19 protein-coding genes and 1 pseudogene are annotated in these 14,101 nt (G+C 69.6%); 6 read left to right on the forward strand and 14 right to left on the reverse strand.

The annotated features are described in order from the left end of the window. Positions 1–187: 187 nt before the first annotated feature. The 6 genes and pseudogenes from ACH4EB_RS36890 to ACH4EB_RS36915 form a co-directional block, all read right to left on the reverse strand. Positions 188–1,006: pseudogene (locus ACH4EB_RS36890) on the reverse strand (IS5 family transposase). 309 nt (positions 1,007–1,315) lie between these two features. After that, positions 1,316–1,750: a hypothetical protein gene (locus tag ACH4EB_RS36895; RefSeq protein ID WP_398352832.1), complete on the reverse strand. Its 435-nt coding sequence runs from the start codon at positions 1,748–1,750 to the stop codon at positions 1,316–1,318. 4 nt (positions 1,751–1,754) lie between these two features. Further along, on the reverse strand, positions 1,755–3,011 hold the full coding sequence (locus ACH4EB_RS36900; RefSeq protein ID WP_398352834.1) for an amidase domain-containing protein: 1,257 nt from the start codon (positions 3,009–3,011) through the stop codon (positions 1,755–1,757). A gap of 7 nt (positions 3,012–3,018) precedes the next feature. Next, positions 3,019–3,342 (reverse strand): type VII secretion target, encoded by a 324-nt coding sequence (locus ACH4EB_RS36905; RefSeq protein WP_398352836.1) that lies wholly within the window; start codon positions 3,340–3,342, stop codon positions 3,019–3,021. A gap of 155 nt (positions 3,343–3,497) precedes the next feature. Further along, positions 3,498–3,773, reverse strand: coding sequence for a hypothetical protein (locus tag ACH4EB_RS36910; protein ID WP_398352838.1), 276 nt, complete (start codon positions 3,771–3,773; stop codon positions 3,498–3,500). A 20-nt stretch (positions 3,774–3,793) separates the two neighbouring features. Next, positions 3,794–4,192, reverse strand: coding sequence for a hypothetical protein (locus tag ACH4EB_RS36915; protein WP_398352839.1), 399 nt, complete (start codon positions 4,190–4,192; stop codon positions 3,794–3,796). Positions 4,193–4,400: 208 nt separating this feature from the next. Here ACH4EB_RS36915 and ACH4EB_RS36920 point away from each other — a divergent pair, with 208 nt between their 5' ends. The 4 genes from ACH4EB_RS36920 (at position 4,401) to ACH4EB_RS36935 (ending at position 5,840) form a co-directional block, all read left to right on the forward strand. Continuing rightward, complete coding sequence (locus ACH4EB_RS36920) at positions 4,401–4,787, forward strand: hypothetical protein (RefSeq protein ID WP_398352840.1); 387 nt, start codon at positions 4,401–4,403, stop codon at positions 4,785–4,787. A gap of 663 nt (positions 4,788–5,450) precedes the next feature. Further along, positions 5,451–5,582, forward strand: a complete 132-nt coding sequence (locus tag ACH4EB_RS36925; RefSeq protein WP_398352841.1) for a hypothetical protein — start codon at positions 5,451–5,453, stop codon at positions 5,580–5,582. Beyond that, the gene (locus tag ACH4EB_RS36930; RefSeq protein ID WP_398352842.1) at positions 5,572–5,721 is read left to right on the forward strand and encodes a hypothetical protein; all 150 of its coding nucleotides are present in this window, start codon (positions 5,572–5,574) and stop codon (positions 5,719–5,721) included. The genes ACH4EB_RS36925 and ACH4EB_RS36930 overlap by 11 nt, the downstream gene beginning before the upstream one ends. After that, a complete protein-coding gene (locus tag ACH4EB_RS36935) occupies positions 5,721–5,840 on the forward strand; it encodes a hypothetical protein (protein WP_398352843.1) in 120 nt (39 codons plus the stop codon). Before ACH4EB_RS36930 ends, ACH4EB_RS36935 begins: the two co-directional genes overlap by 1 nt. Before the next feature lie 11 nt (positions 5,841–5,851). On the opposite strand, the gene ACH4EB_RS36940 is transcribed toward ACH4EB_RS36935, so the two are convergent. The 8 genes from ACH4EB_RS36940 to ACH4EB_RS36975 form a co-directional block, all read right to left on the reverse strand. Continuing rightward, complete coding sequence (locus tag ACH4EB_RS36940; RefSeq protein WP_398352844.1) at positions 5,852–6,283, reverse strand: SMI1/KNR4 family protein; 432 nt, start codon at positions 6,281–6,283, stop codon at positions 5,852–5,854. A 561-nt stretch (positions 6,284–6,844) separates the two neighbouring features. Beyond that, positions 6,845–7,675 (reverse strand): hypothetical protein, encoded by an 831-nt coding sequence (locus tag ACH4EB_RS36945; protein ID WP_398352845.1) that lies wholly within the window; start codon positions 7,673–7,675, stop codon positions 6,845–6,847. Between the two features lie 233 nt (positions 7,676–7,908). After that, positions 7,909–8,166, reverse strand: a complete 258-nt coding sequence (locus tag ACH4EB_RS36950) for a hypothetical protein (protein WP_398352847.1) — start codon at positions 8,164–8,166, stop codon at positions 7,909–7,911. 347 nt (positions 8,167–8,513) lie between these two features. Beyond that, a complete protein-coding gene (locus tag ACH4EB_RS36955) occupies positions 8,514–9,317 on the reverse strand; it encodes an alpha/beta hydrolase fold domain-containing protein (protein ID WP_398352848.1) in 804 nt (267 codons plus the stop codon). An 80-nt stretch (positions 9,318–9,397) separates the two neighbouring features. Next, positions 9,398–9,955 (reverse strand): quercetin 2,3-dioxygenase, encoded by a 558-nt coding sequence (locus ACH4EB_RS36960; RefSeq protein ID WP_398352850.1) that lies wholly within the window; start codon positions 9,953–9,955, stop codon positions 9,398–9,400. 89 nt (positions 9,956–10,044) lie between these two features. After that, positions 10,045–10,311, reverse strand: a complete 267-nt coding sequence (locus ACH4EB_RS36965) for a non-oxidative hydroxyarylic acid decarboxylases subunit D (protein ID WP_398352851.1) — start codon at positions 10,309–10,311, stop codon at positions 10,045–10,047. A 45-nt stretch (positions 10,312–10,356) separates the two neighbouring features. Beyond that, positions 10,357–11,781 carry a non-oxidative hydroxyarylic acid decarboxylases subunit C gene (locus tag ACH4EB_RS36970; RefSeq protein ID WP_398352852.1) on the reverse strand — a complete coding sequence of 475 codons (1,425 nt, stop codon included), beginning with the start codon at positions 11,779–11,781 and terminating at the stop codon, positions 10,357–10,359. 40 nt (positions 11,782–11,821) lie between these two features. Further along, positions 11,822–12,412: a non-oxidative hydroxyarylic acid decarboxylases subunit B gene (locus ACH4EB_RS36975; RefSeq protein ID WP_398352853.1), complete on the reverse strand. Its 591-nt coding sequence runs from the start codon at positions 12,410–12,412 to the stop codon at positions 11,822–11,824. Between the two features lie 185 nt (positions 12,413–12,597). Between ACH4EB_RS36975 and ACH4EB_RS36980 the strand changes: the two genes are divergently transcribed. Next, the gene (locus tag ACH4EB_RS36980; RefSeq protein ID WP_398352854.1) at positions 12,598–13,569 is read left to right on the forward strand and encodes a helix-turn-helix domain-containing protein; all 972 of its coding nucleotides are present in this window, start codon (positions 12,598–12,600) and stop codon (positions 13,567–13,569) included. Beyond that, on the forward strand, positions 13,566–14,021 hold the full coding sequence (locus ACH4EB_RS36985) for a MarR family winged helix-turn-helix transcriptional regulator (RefSeq protein WP_398352855.1): 456 nt from the start codon (positions 13,566–13,568) through the stop codon (positions 14,019–14,021). The genes ACH4EB_RS36980 and ACH4EB_RS36985 overlap by 4 nt, the downstream gene beginning before the upstream one ends. Positions 14,022–14,101: the final 80 nt, after the last annotated feature.

Here is a 14,101-nt window from a genome sequence, read left to right on the forward strand (position 1 = left end):
CGGCACCCGGGGGCGTCCCTCCACCTGCTTTGGCACCGGCTCGGGCAACAACGGCTCGATGAGTGACCACAGTTCATCCGACACGATCCACGGCCGCGACTGACGTTTCCCCACGGCCAGGCCAACGAGTGCCCGAACCGAAAGTCACATGACCAACAGCTTCTGTTAGGACCTCTAAGATCGTGTCCTACGTGGTGAGGCGGACAAGGCGTTTGTAGCAGCACAGGGCGGCGGCGAGGCCGAGGAAGGCCAGGTGGTTGCAGGGGTTGCGCTCGTAGCAGGGGCTGAGGCAGCGGTAGCCGGACAACCAGGACAGGGTGCGCCCGCTGACCTACCGGCGGCGCCCCAATCGTTCGCTGGACCCGATTCCCTTCCGGGCGATGCGCACGCCGATGTGCTTTCCCCACAGCCACCTCCGCAGGTGGGGCAAGTCGTACGCCTTGTCCGCATGCAGTCGCTGAGCCTCGAAGTACCGGCCGCGACAGGGGTCGTGTTGCGTTTGGTGGCCCTCGAGCATGGGCTTCGGCCCCTCGCTGTCGTGGACGTTGGCGGCCGGGATACCGACGACGAGGGGCAGTCCGTTCGCGTCCGACAAGATGTGCATCCTGGAACCCGGGTTGCTCCGGTCCACGGGGCTCGGCCCTGTGTGTTCGCCCCCTTTTTTTGCCCGGACGTGAGCGGTGTCGGGGACGACGCGGGTGACATCGACGAGGTTGGCGTCGTCGAGCCGGTGCAGCACGGCCTGGTGCAGCCGGCCCCGGACACCGGCTCTGGACCAGAACAGGAACCGGCGGTGCGCGGTGGACTTCGATATGCCGAAGCACGGCGGCAAGGACCGCCAGGCACAGCCACTGACCAGGACATGGATGATCGCCGCAAACAACGTCTCATCAGGCGTGCCCGGCGTCCCGCCACCCTGCTGTCGCACCCTCGGCGGCGGGATCAGTGGCTCCGCGATCTCCCACAGCCCATCCGGAACAATCCAACTCCAAGTTCCCCGCCGCATACCGAATTTTACGTCCGCCTCACCACGTAGGACACGGTCTTAGTAACGCGGCGCGCTCGACGCGTCCCGGCTCCACGCGCTCGTGTGCGCCGCCGCCCGCCGCACCGCGGCGCTGCGCATCGCCACCCGCAGCCCCCGCGACGGCGTCCTCGAGATGCTCGGGATCCTTCCCGCACCGCCCTGGGTCGTACCAAGCCGGGTTGGCAGCTTGCCGGCGCCCTGCAGGCCGCCCGCCCTCGCCGAGGAGAGTGTCCTGGACGAGGCCGGCGGCTGCACCTGGTGCCTGGAGGCGACCCCGCCGCCGACCGGTCAGCCTTCACACATGGGCTTGCCGAGGTTGGCTGCCGTTTCAGCGGCGTCCGTATGTGTCATGACGGTGACGGTTGCCGACAGGGCGATCATCAGGCTGGCGACGACGACACACATGGTGGAAAGGCTGCCATGCCAGGGTGCGGTCGGCCCCGATCCGCGGCGTCGTGCGCTGCGCAGGAGCACGATGTGCACGGTCACTGCCAGTACGGCGGCGGCCAGAGCACCGTACGACAAGGCGAAATGGGTCCACGGAACGGCGATGTAGCGGCAGGCGGCGGACTGGTGGTGGACATGTTGTGTTGACACGACCAGCGTCGCGACGAAACAGGTGACGGCTGCCGCGGTCAGCAGCGGAACGGACAGAATCGCAGTACGCCGACGCCTCGGCAGATACTGTGGCCGCTCTTGGGCATCGGAAGTGGTCTCGGCCACGGGATCAGTACCAATCCGGGTGTGGGCGGACGATGCGGACCTTCTGCTGGCCTTCGGCCTTTTCCGTGTTGGGGAGGCGGCCGTCGAGGCTGACGTTGCGGTACGGGTCGCTGTGCTGGGTGTACTTGATCTCACCATCCGGCATGACGCCGGTGACGATGGCGGCGTGGTGCGTGTTGCCCTTCTCGATCTGGTCGTTGTCGCCGGCCTGCTCGTAGTAGATGATGTCGCCGGGACGGACCTGGTCGCGTGGCACTTCCTCACCCCCGTGATCGAGCATGAAGTTCTGCTGGTTCTCGGCTCCGCCCCAGGACTTCGAGTAGTACATCGTCTTGTCCCACCAGTCGTTGCCGATACCGCTTTCATGACCCCAGGTATCGTCGCCACGCGCCCCCGACCAGAAGTCGAGCTTCTTCTGCATGCCTGCGTGATCGAGAGCTTGGGAGACGAAGTTGGTGCAGTTGTTTCCGAAGTCGATCGGATCGTCCTGGTCCCAGTTCTGCAGCGCGTACTCGACCATCTTGACGCGGTCGAACTTCCCGTCCGTGCCGCGCATCTCCCGTTTGGCGCTCTCCGGCAGCCCCTCCAGCTTCGACAGGGCGACCGGGTCGGCCAGCATCAGCTCGTGCCGCTGCTTGTCGCTCAGGCCGTTCCACCACATGCGCTGGGTCATCGGCCCGGCATCCTTGGGTATCTCGGCGCCGAGGATCTCCATCTCCGCCTGCGAGGCCTTGTTCTGCACCTTGAGCGCTTCGTCGGGGTCAGCGAGGTTCACCTGCTTCGTCAGCATGGAGAACTTCGCGGCGGCCGTGTTGTCGGCCTCGCCGACCTGCTGCAGCACATGATCGCGCAGCGCGACGATGTGCTCGCGCGCATGCAGCTTGTCCGGGTCCTCACCGGGCATCGGCGCGCCCTCGGGCAGGCCGTCCGGTCCGATGCGCAGATTGTGGCGCTGGGCGAGTTCGTTGATCTCGCGCGCCGAGCTCAGCGCGGTCTCCATGCTGTCGGCGACGGCCTCGCAGAGCATCTTGCCGCCGAGCAGGATGTCGTAGGCCGACTCCAGCTGGTCGGCCAGCTTTTCGAATTCCTTTGCGGCCTTCTGGCCCACCTCGTCGGTCCAGTTGTCGGCCAGCGGCTTGGTGCCGTTGTCCCGGATGTCCTGGGCCGCGCGCAAAGCGTGCTTGGCCAGCGTCACCCACTCTTCGGCGGCCTTGTGCCACTTCTCGGGCCGGGCATTGATCACGGCCTCGTAGTTCACCACCGGCCGCTCACGCCTTTCCCAGGTCGTTCAAGCCGTGCCGCAGCCGTGAAGCCGCTTCCTCGTCCGGTGCGTCGTAGCTGCCGGCGCTTTCCTGCAGCCGCTCGCCCAGCTCCCCCATCTTCTTCGCCAGACCCACCATGTGCTCCTCCCACGTCTGCGCGCAGGAGTAGAGGTGCTCGGCACACTCCCAGCCCCAGACAGAGTCCGCCAAACCCGTCGTCTGGCTCTCCTCCAGGGAATCGTTCAGCTTGCGGACCGTCTCCCGGGACAGCGCGCTCATGTCGCTGCCCGTCGTCCGCACAGCATGGCTGTTGATGCTGATGTTGCCCATGCGTGGATACCCACCCCGTCGACCACTTTTCGGATCATCGTACGGGAGTGCCTGGAGGTGGTTGGCCAACCCGACACCGTGAGAAAGAGCCTGTGCCAGCCTGTTGTCGAGGACGTCAGGGCGAGATGATGTCGGGCGCCATCATCTGCAGGGCTTCACCGGCGCAGGTAGGCGTGGGAGTGTTCGGACAAATCTGGCGAACCGTCCAACAGTGTGGGCCAGTCGGGCACGGCGGCCGGGTCGTCTCCGAGCGCCGTGTCGGGGACGACGACCTGCCCGGCGGCCCACTGGATGGCCAGAGCCTCCGGGGACTGGCCGGTGACCGCTGCTAACTGGCGCAGGTAGTCCGCGGTGGCGCCCGTGGCCGTGACGTGCGCGGTGATGCCGGTCCCGTCCTCGGGCGGCAGCTCCGGCGGTGGCTGGTCGCGCATCACGGCACCTCCTGACATCGTCACCCGCTCCCCCAGTGTGCCGGGTCGGCGGACCATCGGCGCAGCAGATCGCGAAACCGTGTCATGCGGTGCGTTCCGAGCCGCGGCACGGAAGCCGCAGCACGCTTCCTCTCCTTCTCCTTCCGGGTGGCGCGTTCGGCTCGGGCCCTGCGCGGGGCGGCGGCTTCGGTGGCGGCAGCCTGGTGGCGGCGCTGGGCACGGGCTGCCTCGAGTGGGGCCGGTACATCGTCCGAGGCGGGCTCGGGGAAGGCGCGGGCGCTGAGCGTGCGCATGGCGGCGGTCTGCCGCTGCACCGCCTGCGCGATGGCCGGGCCCACCCGGCGGTGCAGCGGGGCCGCCTCCTGGTGTGCGGAGAGTGCCTGGTGGAAGCCGGGCGATCCCGTCTCGCGTGTCTTCACCGGAGCCTGCTGAGCGCCCGGCGTGGTGGCCGGGGTTTCCGGCGTGGTCCGGGGCGCGGGCGCGGCACCCGGGGCAGGATCCGCACAGTGCGTACCGCGGCGGTGCCAGCCTGCTGTTCACCGTGGCGATGATCTGTGCGGTGATCAGGCGCATCTGAGTGGCGTAGTCCGAGGAGTCCGGGCGCAGTTCCAATTGTCCGGTCTCCGGGTGGAACGCGACGGCTGTGACGTGGTGGGGCAGTTGTGCGGGGCGACGGTGGCGGCGATGTCCGGCCAGCGGTCCAGGACGCTGCCGCCGGCGGCCGGGAGCTCCCAGGCCCGGTCGGCCATCAGCCCGGCCAGTACAGCGGCGAGCCCGGAGGGTTCCCGCCCGTCGCGCTTCTTCGGGCGGCCGTCGGCAAGCTTGTGCAGCGTCGCCGACTCGTCGGCGTCGGTCCGTGGCCTGTGTGTCTCCTGTGGCCAGGGGGTCGGCGCCGAGGTCGCCGCGCGCGACGATGCGGGTGCGCTGTCGTTCGGTTGTCTCGCCGAGGCCGGCCGGCCCCTCGACCGCGTGTTGTTCCAGCAACAACGCATACCTGTCGTCGCCAGCACGTAGTAGCGTCGTCAGATCATTGCGCCCCCGTCTCCAACGAACTCTTCAGGTGGAAATGCCGGAATCCTCGGAAGTCAGTAAAATCCCGCACCCCACCGGGTGAAACCGCTGGTCGCGCCCGTGCTCCCCGCGCAAGCGGAGGTGCGCCGGTGCACCAGGGCCGCATTCGCGGAAGCACCGCCACCGAGCCGGAGTCTGTCGCCAGCGCCCGGTACATTGCACCCGTGCGCCACCGATCCTCGCATCACGAAACGGCAAAGCTCCTCTAGCGCCGCAGGTCGCGAAGGGTGCTCTCTGCGCAGGCGGAGGTGAGCCGCCAGGGGTGGGCCGGTCGACAAGTGCAATCTTGTGCTCTCCGCGCAGGCGGAGGTCAGCCGATCGAGGTGCCTTGAATCCCGAGCACGCCGATGTGCCACTGGAGAGCCCACTGGGCAAGAGACTTGCTTCTGACGGAAAGACCCACTGAGCAAGGGACTGAATCGAGCTCTGACCAGGAGGTCTCCCGTGGGACCGTGCAAGGTGGTCGCCTCCTGCGGCGCATCCCCGCCGAGCAGCACGACACGGCGGACGTCAATACGCGACACCACAACAGGTGAGCCCACCGGTCCAAGGGCTGTAGGTAGGCGCTCTCGACCTGAAGCAGGCGAGCAGAGGAAACTTTCCGACATGGGCCGCGACCAGGCGAGCCGGAACGGCTCGGTGACCCGCGCCGAGGCCGAAGAGCTGAGCCAGTTTTCGACCGTGGAGCCGGACGGCACCGGCGACGAGGACGAGGAGGACGACGACGTTGGCATCTGACTGGCCTCCCGAGCTGGCCGAGCGGTTCGGGCGTCGCATCCTCGCCCGCACGTACCAGCCGGGGCGGCTGCGGGCGGTGACACTGGGCCAGGACACCCCGCGGGCCGCGCACGTCGCCTGCACCGGCCGCGGGCCGTGATGCGCTGGAGCGGTGACGGATGGAAGCTCCTCGCGGTGGTCGGCGACCTCGCCGCCGCGCAGGCCCTGATGCGCTCACGCCGGGACGAGGGGCAGGACAGCGAGCTGGAGCCCTGGTGAGCGCCGGGCGGTTACCGGTACCAGTCGTCGCCGTCCGCCGCGAGGGAGCGCTGCAGATAGGCGTGCAGGTCCCGGGCGGTCCAGCGCCGGCTGTCCTCCTCGTGCTCCCACACGAAGATGTCGGGCCGCCGGGATGCGCGGACGAAAGCGAACTGGTCGCCGCCGTTGTCACCGAAGAACAGCAGGGCGTCGAAGGGCATGTACAGCTCGGCGAACGCCGTGTCCAACCGCACGTGCAGGTTCTGGTCGACGATCTGCTGCAGGGGCCATACGACGTCGACCCCGTACGGTCCCCTGACGCCGTCGCTCTGACGGAGCAGGCTGGTCAGCTCGGCGGGCCGGCTATCGTCAAGGCGGTGCTCCACGTCGGCCAGGGCGCTCACGGGGGCGCCGGCGTTGAACTCGGTGCCGGGCCACGCGCTGCGGGCTAGGTCCTTCCACACGCCCGCAGCCTAAGACGACAAGCTCGTCGTACAGGTCGGGGGCCCGTCCTCCCTGGCGGGGCCGGTCGAGGTCTGCCCGATCTGCTCGGCGGCGGCGTTGCGTCGCTGGAAGTCGGTGCTGCACGGCCTGCACAGGCCGCCGGCGCCATGGCGGACGCGAGCCGCGACGCGTACCTGCTCCTGTCCGCCGACGTCTGTCACGCCAACGAACCCGCCCTGGGCCCAGACGACTTCCTCACCGAACCCGTACGGCGGGATCTGAACGATGTCGCCGGGCCAGGAGTGCCCCGGCTTTGCCCACACCGGTCGCGGGACGAGGCGGCTGAGCAGGGCGAAAGGCCGGTCACAACGGGAAGTCCTTTCGGAAGATGTCGCCGGGATGTCCGAGGGCACCTCGTCGGCCCTGCGTGCCGCACTTCTGGAGGACCGGCGATCGCCCGCGGAGGCAGCGCAGGACGCAGCATCGGCGCTACACCATCCTGCCCCAGAAGGTGATCGCCGTCCCGCCTAAGAGGCCGTCTCGATGCCGAGCGCAGCTCAGGCACTCCATGCCGCTTGACATCACACGGCATGGGGTGCCTGACCTGGTTCAGTGGGGTCATTGGGCAGTTGTATGGCTTCGATCTCCCTGTCGTGCAGCAGCGCGTCGATGAGGGGGCGGGGTCCTGAGACCTTGGTGGCCCACAGGTCGTAGTCGGTGCACAGCACCCAGGAGCGGTCGGCGGCCCACAGGTTGGACGGGCTGTACTCGGTCTCGGGGTTGTCGTAGAGCAGCTTGGCGTCGCCGAGGCGGCCGGTGCGCACGTGCAGGTTCTCGAAGTCGCAGCCCGGGGCCATCAGCGGGTTGTAGTAGGCGAAGCAGGCGGTGTCCGCGCCGTCCGGGCTGTGCTCGATGAGCAGGGTGATCAGCCGGTTCCAGGTCTCGCGGTCCGTGCTGCCCTCGGTCGGCGGGGTGATGCTCAGTGGCCAGCTGCCGTCCTTCGTGGCGGAGGGGAAGCAGTGGTAGCAGGGAAGCAGGCCTTCGGGGATGACCGGGTCGCCGACGCGGTGTGCGAGGTCGGCCCAGCGCAGGCGCTGCCAGCCGGGGCCCGGGTGCTCGGCGCGGCCGACATCACCGCCGGTGGCGACCCCTGTGACGTCGAGGTCGATGCCCGCCACGACGTGTGGTTCGACGCTTCCCTCTGCCATCTGAGCCTGGTGGTGCTCGTGGTGCGAGATTGCCGCCGGGCCCTGTTCATGCTCGTACATGGCGTTGAGGACCCAGGCGGCGTCGGGCATCGCCGGCGGCATGAACCCGGTGACGCCGTCCCCGCACAGCTCATGGAGCCAGTCGGTTGCGGCGGACGGGGCCAGCGGCCATCGCGCAGTCACACAAGTGGATATCTCGGGCATACGCCCATGGTCCCATCCGGTGCGCGGGCACCTCGACCGCCCGCACCGCCGCGGCATGCGACCTCGGGGAACGTCGGTACAAGCGGGTAACGCTCAGCCTGTGATCACTGGGAGGTAGGCCCCCATGCCGCCGGGGCCGCCTTCGTTCAGGTGCCCGTCGCCAGCGCGGCGGCGGCCGCGCGAGCCACCTCCGGATCCGCCCCGATTGCCGCGGCCACCTCCTCGGCGCTCGCTCAAAAGCCCTGGGCGGGCACGGTGCGACACACACGCTCCTCCAGCTCGGTCAGGAAGCTCTGGGCAGAGGCGTAGTCCTTGGCCACCTCCGCGTCGTCCTCGGCGAATTCGGCGCACACCGCGTCCAACACGGCGCGCAAACTGGACAGGGCCACCTTCATCTGCTTGGGGCACCGGGCCACCGCCGGACCGGGGTGCTTCTTGGTCGGAGCGTATGCCTGGCGCAGGGTGGCGGCGGCCTCGCCGAGGTAGGTCACCGCGTCGTGAAGCGGCGCAGTGGAGCTGGCCAGTATCAGCAGGGGGCTGCAGTCGTGTCCCTCGGCGTCCTTGGAGAACTACTGGTTGATGCCAAGGGCTCGCATTCCGTGCTCGGTGGCCAGCACCCCGATGGTGAGGGACACAGTGCGGGCGGTTTGGGCAGTGCTCTCGCCCATGCGGACCACGGTTGTCCGTTGACGGTCATCGTTGCATCCGCGCGCGGCGTTGATCTGTGGGATGAAGGAACGCGAAGCCCGGCGTGGGCTCGGTTCGTGTCGTTGGATCCTGCATTTCCTGTGGCGGTAGACGCGTGCCGGTACGCGAAGCGCTGTGACCGGCCTTCCCGTTAGGTCATGAGGCGGTGGGCGAAGGCCAGGCAGTGGGTGAAGATCTCCTCAACCTGGGCGTCGGGCAGCCGGTGCCAGCCGTGGTCGGCGCCCGCCACCGTCCACAGTTCGACCGGCGTCCCGGCTGTTTCCAGTGCGGCGGCGAGGGATTGACTGTGTGAGCAGCTCACCAGGGTGTCCTCGGTTCCGTGGACGAGGAGGAACGGTGGTGCGCCGCAGTGGGCTTGGGCGAGGGGGCTGGCTGCGCGGGCGCGCTCGGGGACGGTGGCCGGGGCCGCGCCGAGCAGGAGCGCTTCAGGGGTGGTGGGGTCGTCGGGGGTGAAGCAGCCGCGTGCGGTGGTCAGGTCGCTGGGGGCGTACCAGATCACGGCGCCGGCCAGGGACGGGGTGGTGTGGGCCAGGGCGAGGAGCGCGGCGAGGTGTCCGCCGGCGGATTCTCCCCATACCACCGTCCGCCGGGTGTCGATGCCGAGTTCCGCGGAGCGCAGGGTGAGCCAGCGCAGTGCGGCGTTCAGGTCGTCGAGCGGTGCGGGGAAGGTGGCCTCGCCGCTGAGCCGGTAGTCGACGCAGGCGACGGCGCAGCCCGTGGCCGCGATGCGCGCAAACGGTTCCGGGGTCCAGGTGCGGGTGCGCAGGCCCATGTCATCGCGCCGCCCCCGGCGCCAGGCGCCGCCGTGGACGAACAGCACCAGCGGAACGGGCTTTGCCTGGTCGTCTTTCGGCAACCACAGGTCCAGTTCCAGCGGGCGGCTGCCTTCCACCACGTGGTAGGGCACGCCGCGCAGATGACGGACGCCGGGCACCCTTTCATCGGCGGGTGGCAGGGCAGCGCGGTCGGGGTGCGGCGCGGCGATCAGTTCCCGAACCGGGGGCCCGGCCGCCGTCACCGGGTCCGCCACTGGTGGTCGGGCAGGAAGCGCACGTCGTACTGCTCAGGAACACTGGCGAACTTGTGAGGTTCCGGGATGACCGGCTCGGCGGGCAGGCCGAGTTGCTCGGCGGGCGCGCCGAAGTTCTCGAAGAACCGCTCGAAGGTGCCGCCGGGGCCGGCGGCGACGCCGACGACCTGGCTGTGGTGACGCTCCATGCGGTAGGCGTGCCGGCAGTTCTTGGGCACGAAGCCGAAGTCGCCCGGGGTGAGCAGCTTCTCCTGCTGGTTGCCCTCGGTGTCCTCGACGAACAGCCGGACGGCGCCGGCGGTGATGTAGAAGACCTCGTGGGTGTCGGTGTGCAGGTGGGCCGGGATGATGTCGCCCTCGGGGCCTTCGACGGTGAAGAAGTTGAAGGTGTTCTCTGTCTGCTCGCCGCCGGCGTAGATGGTGATCAGGTCGCCGAACAGGTGGGCGCGGTCCCCTTCGCCCTTCTCGATGAAGTAGGGCTTGCCCGGCTCCGCGGGTATGCGTGAAGCCTGGCGGAAGCGGGTGGCGTACTCGATGGTCAAGGCTCTCTCCTTGCTGAAGCCACGGAAAGTCTCATGTCAGGTTACCTGACATAGAGGGTGGTGGACTCGTCTTTGATGCCGTGAGATGGCTAACGCGCGTCGCGCAGCGGCGGTACGGCGGGCACCTCCGGGGCATCGCGGATGTCCTCGGCGGTCAGCTTGAAACCGTCGGGGTAGGCGGCGCGGGACGTGCGGCGTGCCGGTTCGCTGGTGCGCCAGCAGTACAGGCACTGCTCGCACTGGAGGACGTCCCACACCCCGGGAACGGGGGAGGTGAACAGCCGCGTGATCGCGGGGTGGGCGCAGCGGGGGCAAACGGTGTTCCCGGGCGTCTTGTCGGGCGTCTTGTCGGACATGAGGCTCCTTGTGCGGTCGGGGCCGGAGCGGCCGGCGGTCCCGGGTCAGCGGTGGGCGGTGAGTCGCTGGAGGCGGTCCAGCCAGGCGGCGGCCTCGGGCAGGTCGCGGACCTGGTTGCCGTAGTTGCCGCGGTGGTCGGGGGCGACGGGGGTGGTGGCGTCGATGACGAGCTTGTCGGTGATGCCGGGGTGTTGTGCCTGCGGTGCGAGTTCGAGGACCGAGAGGTTGGGGATGCGGATCAGGTCCCCGGAAGGATTCATCTTGGTCGACAGCGCCCACATGACCTGGGGCAGGTTGAAGGGGTCGACGTCCTCGTCGACGACGATGACGGTGGTGGCGTAGCCGAGGCCGTGGGGCGTGGTCAGGACGCGGAGGCCGACGGCCTTGGCGAAGCCGCCGTAGCGTTTGGCGGTGGAGACGATGACGACGAGGCCGTGGGTGTACATGGCGTTGACCGCCCGCACCTCGGGGAACTCCTCCTTGAGCTGCTGGTACAGCGGTACGCAGGTGTTGGCGCCGATCAGGTAGTCGACCTCGGTCCAGGGCATGCCGAGGTAGAGGTGTTCGAAAACGGGCCGGGTGCGGTAGGAGATCTTGTCGAGGCGGATGACGGTCATGTTGCGGCCGCCGGAGTAGTGGCCGGTGAACTCCCCGAAGGGTCCCTCGATCTCGCGCTTGCGGCCCTCGATGACGCCCTCGATCACCACTTCGGCGCCCCACGGGACGGGCAGCCCCGTCAGGGGGGCCGGTGCGACGGGGGCGGGGGCACCGCGCAGGGCGCCGGCGAGCTCGTACTCGTTCTCGTCGTACTTCATCGGGGTGGACGCCACGATGGAGATCACCGGGTCGTTGCCCAGGGTGATGGCGACGGGCAGATCCTCCCCGGCCTGCTCGGCCTTGTGCAGGTGCTGGGCGATGTCGTGCATGGGCACGGGCTGGAGGGCCAGCTTGCGGCTGCCCTTGACCTCGATGCGGTAGATGCCGACGTTCTGCTTGCCGCTGTGCTCCGGGTCCTCGGGATCCTTGGAGACGACCGCGGCCTTGTCGATGTAGAAGCCGCCGTCACCGTCGTTGAGGCGGAACAGGGGCAGCACCCGGAAGATGTCGACTTCGTCGCCGTCCATGGTGTTCTCGGCCCACAGCGGGTCCTCGCGCCACTCGGGGGCCACGGGGAAGTCGTTCCAGCGGCTGATGAACTCCTCCACCTGCCGCTTGACGGGGGTGTCCTTGGGCAGGCCCAGGGCCAGGGCGTGGTTGGCCCAGGAACCGTGGACGTTCAGGGCGATGCGGGCGTCGGTGAAGCCGGTGACGTTGTCGAAGTACAGCGCCGGGGCCGCGTCGCCCAGACGGGAGGCCGCGTTGGCGGCCGCGGCCAGGTCGGGCTCGGGCATCACCTCGTCGGTGACGCGCAGCAACTGGCCTTCCCGCTCCAGGGCGTCGAGGAAACTGCGCAGATCGTCATAGGCCATGAAAGGGCTCCTTCGGGTTGCTGTCGAACGCGCGGGGGTCCTAGGCGGCGGGCCGTTCCCGGCGGGCCTCGCGCATGCCCTGCCAGCGCCGGGCGGCGGGCGCGGGGAGGCCGAACTGGTCCAGGACCCGGGCGGTGATGTGGTCGACGATGTCGTCGACGCTCTCGGGATGGTTGTAGAAGGCGGGCATGGGCGGCACGATCTGGACGCCCACCCGGGCCAGCGCCAGCATGTTCTCCAGGTGGATCTCGCTCAGCGGCGTCTCCCGCGGCACCAGCACCAGTCGGCGCCGCTCCTTGAGCACCACGTCGGCTGCCCGGGCCACCAGGCCGTCGGCGTAACCGGTACGGATCCCGGCCAGCGTCTTCATCGAGCACGGCACGATGACCATGCCGTCGACGCGGAACGACCCCGAGGCGATCGGCGCGCCCTGGTCCTCAGGCGCGTGGACGTGGTCGGCCAGGGCGGCGACCTCCCGCGCCGAGCGTCCCGTCTCCAGCTCGATGGTCGACCGGGCCCAGCGGGAGCAGACCAGATGCGTCTCGACCTCCGGCAGTTGCCGGAGGTTCTCCAGCAGCCGGACGCCGAACACCGCGCCGGTCGCTCCCGTCATCCCGATGATCAGCCGCACGGCAGCCCTCCTTCACACGGACCGGACCACCGGCCCTCACTGATGCTTTTCGGTCGCCGAGCAGCAACGGATCCGGGAGCGCCGCTTCTCCGGCAGCTCGCTGATCCGGCCTCTCATCGCCACCTGCTCGCACCCCAACGCTAAGGCGGCGGCAGAAGGGCCATCCCCTACACTTGGGACACGCCATGAAGAGAAACGGACACGCAGGGGGCAGCGGAGCGGCCGACGGCATCACGGCCGTTCCCTACCGCCCCACTCCCGGCTCACCGCCCGGCGTGGAGGTGCTCGACTTCCCCCGCCTCGCCGCACGGGCGCGTGGCCACGGCTTCGACCCCTACCGGCCCCGTCGCCCGGCCTTCCACGAGCTGCTGACCGTCACCACCGGAGCCCTGCGCTGCTCCGTCGACTTCAGCACCGTCGACGTCACCCCCGGCAGCTGGCTGTGGGTACGGCCCGGACAGGTCCTGCAGTTCCTCACGCCCCTGTCCCAGGCCGAGGGCACCGCGATCCTCTTCCCGTCCGGCTTCCTCAGCCCCGCCACGGTCTCCGTCACCGGCGCGGACGACTACACCCGTCGCTGCCTGCTGCGGCCCCCCGCCCGTCGGGCACCCGCCCTCGGCCACGTCCGCAGGGCGCTCGAAGAGGGCTACGGCGATGTGGCCATGCTGCCGCTGGAGGCCCACATCGAAGCCATGCGCAGCCTCCTGTCCGCCCTGCTGCTCCACCTCGCCCACCCGGACGGCTCCCCACCACCCGACAGCCGCGGCGACGAGCCATTCCGCCGCTTCCGGCAGGCCGTCGAGGAGAACTTCCCCCACACCCACCGCGCCGAGGACTACGCCGCCCGGCTCGGCTACAGCGTGCGCACCCTCACCCGCGCCACCCGGGCGGCCGTCGGCTGCGGAGCCAAGCGCTTCATCGACGACCGCGTCCTGCTGGAGGCCAAACGTCTCCTCGCCCACACCGCCCTGTCCCCCGCCGTCATCGGAGAACGCGTCGGCTTCCACCACGCCACCGCATTCAGCGCCTTCTTCCGCCGCCGTACCGGCACCACGCCCACCGCCTTCCGCGCCCGGGCCGCCGGCACCGCACCCGCCTCCCGCCACTGCGCCGGCGACCGGCCGACAGCCGACGACACCAGCGAGGACATCTCATGACCCCCGACCGCAACCTTCCCCAGCTCCTCGCCGACGGCAAGCACTGGTTCGACACCGCGCTCGCCGCCGCCATGGCGGACGCCGGCGAACGACCCATCACCCTGGGCCAGCAGAACGTCTTCGCCCACATGCCACCCGACGGCACCACCGTCTCGAACCTCGCCCGCCGTATGAACGTCGCCCGGCAAAGCGCCCATCAGGCCGTCCACGCCCTCATCGGCATGGGCCTGCTGGAACAGATCCCGGACCCCGCCTCCGCCCGCCGCCGCACCATCGTCATGACCGCCGACGGCCGGCGCGTGCACCGCCTCGCCCGCACCCTCATCGCCCGCCTGGAGGACGAACTCGGCCGACGCCTGGGCCCGTCCACCCTCACCACCCTGCGCCGGATCCTCGAACACCCCTGGGGCCCGGCCGCTCCCGACACCGACGCGGCGACGCCGCTGCCGTGAGGGACGGCATCCCGGCCTCCACGCGGTGAGCCCGGCCGCGTGTGCGCGTACGCGCGGGGCTCCGGCCCGCATCGTCACGC

Source organism: Streptomyces sp. NPDC018045 (assembly GCF_044327445.1).
Lineage (GTDB): Bacteria > Actinomycetota > Actinomycetes > Streptomycetales > Streptomycetaceae > Streptomyces.

Coding starts and splice junctions, on each gene's coding strand:
- ACH4EB_RS36925 (WP_398352841.1), top strand. CDS start 5,451: ATGGGCCGCGACCAGGCGAGCCGGAACGGCTCGGTGACCCGCGCCGAG.
- ACH4EB_RS36965 (WP_398352851.1), bottom strand. CDS start 10,311: ATGTCCGACAAGACGCCCGACAAGACGCCCGGGAACACCGTTTGCCCC.
- ACH4EB_RS36905 (WP_398352836.1), bottom strand. CDS start 3,342: ATGGGCAACATCAGCATCAACAGCCATGCTGTGCGGACGACGGGCAGC.
- ACH4EB_RS36945 (WP_398352845.1), bottom strand. CDS start 7,675: ATGCCCGAGATATCCACTTGTGTGACTGCGCGATGGCCGCTGGCCCCG.
- ACH4EB_RS36910 (WP_398352838.1), bottom strand. CDS start 3,773: ATGCGCGACCAGCCACCGCCGGAGCTGCCGCCCGAGGACGGGACCGGC.
- ACH4EB_RS36970 (WP_398352852.1), bottom strand. CDS start 11,781: ATGGCCTATGACGATCTGCGCAGTTTCCTCGACGCCCTGGAGCGGGAA.
- ACH4EB_RS36935 (WP_398352843.1), top strand. CDS start 5,721: ATGCGCTGGAGCGGTGACGGATGGAAGCTCCTCGCGGTGGTCGGCGAC.
- ACH4EB_RS36985 (WP_398352855.1), top strand. CDS start 13,566: ATGACCCCCGACCGCAACCTTCCCCAGCTCCTCGCCGACGGCAAGCAC.
- ACH4EB_RS36980 (WP_398352854.1), top strand. CDS start 12,598: ATGAAGAGAAACGGACACGCAGGGGGCAGCGGAGCGGCCGACGGCATC.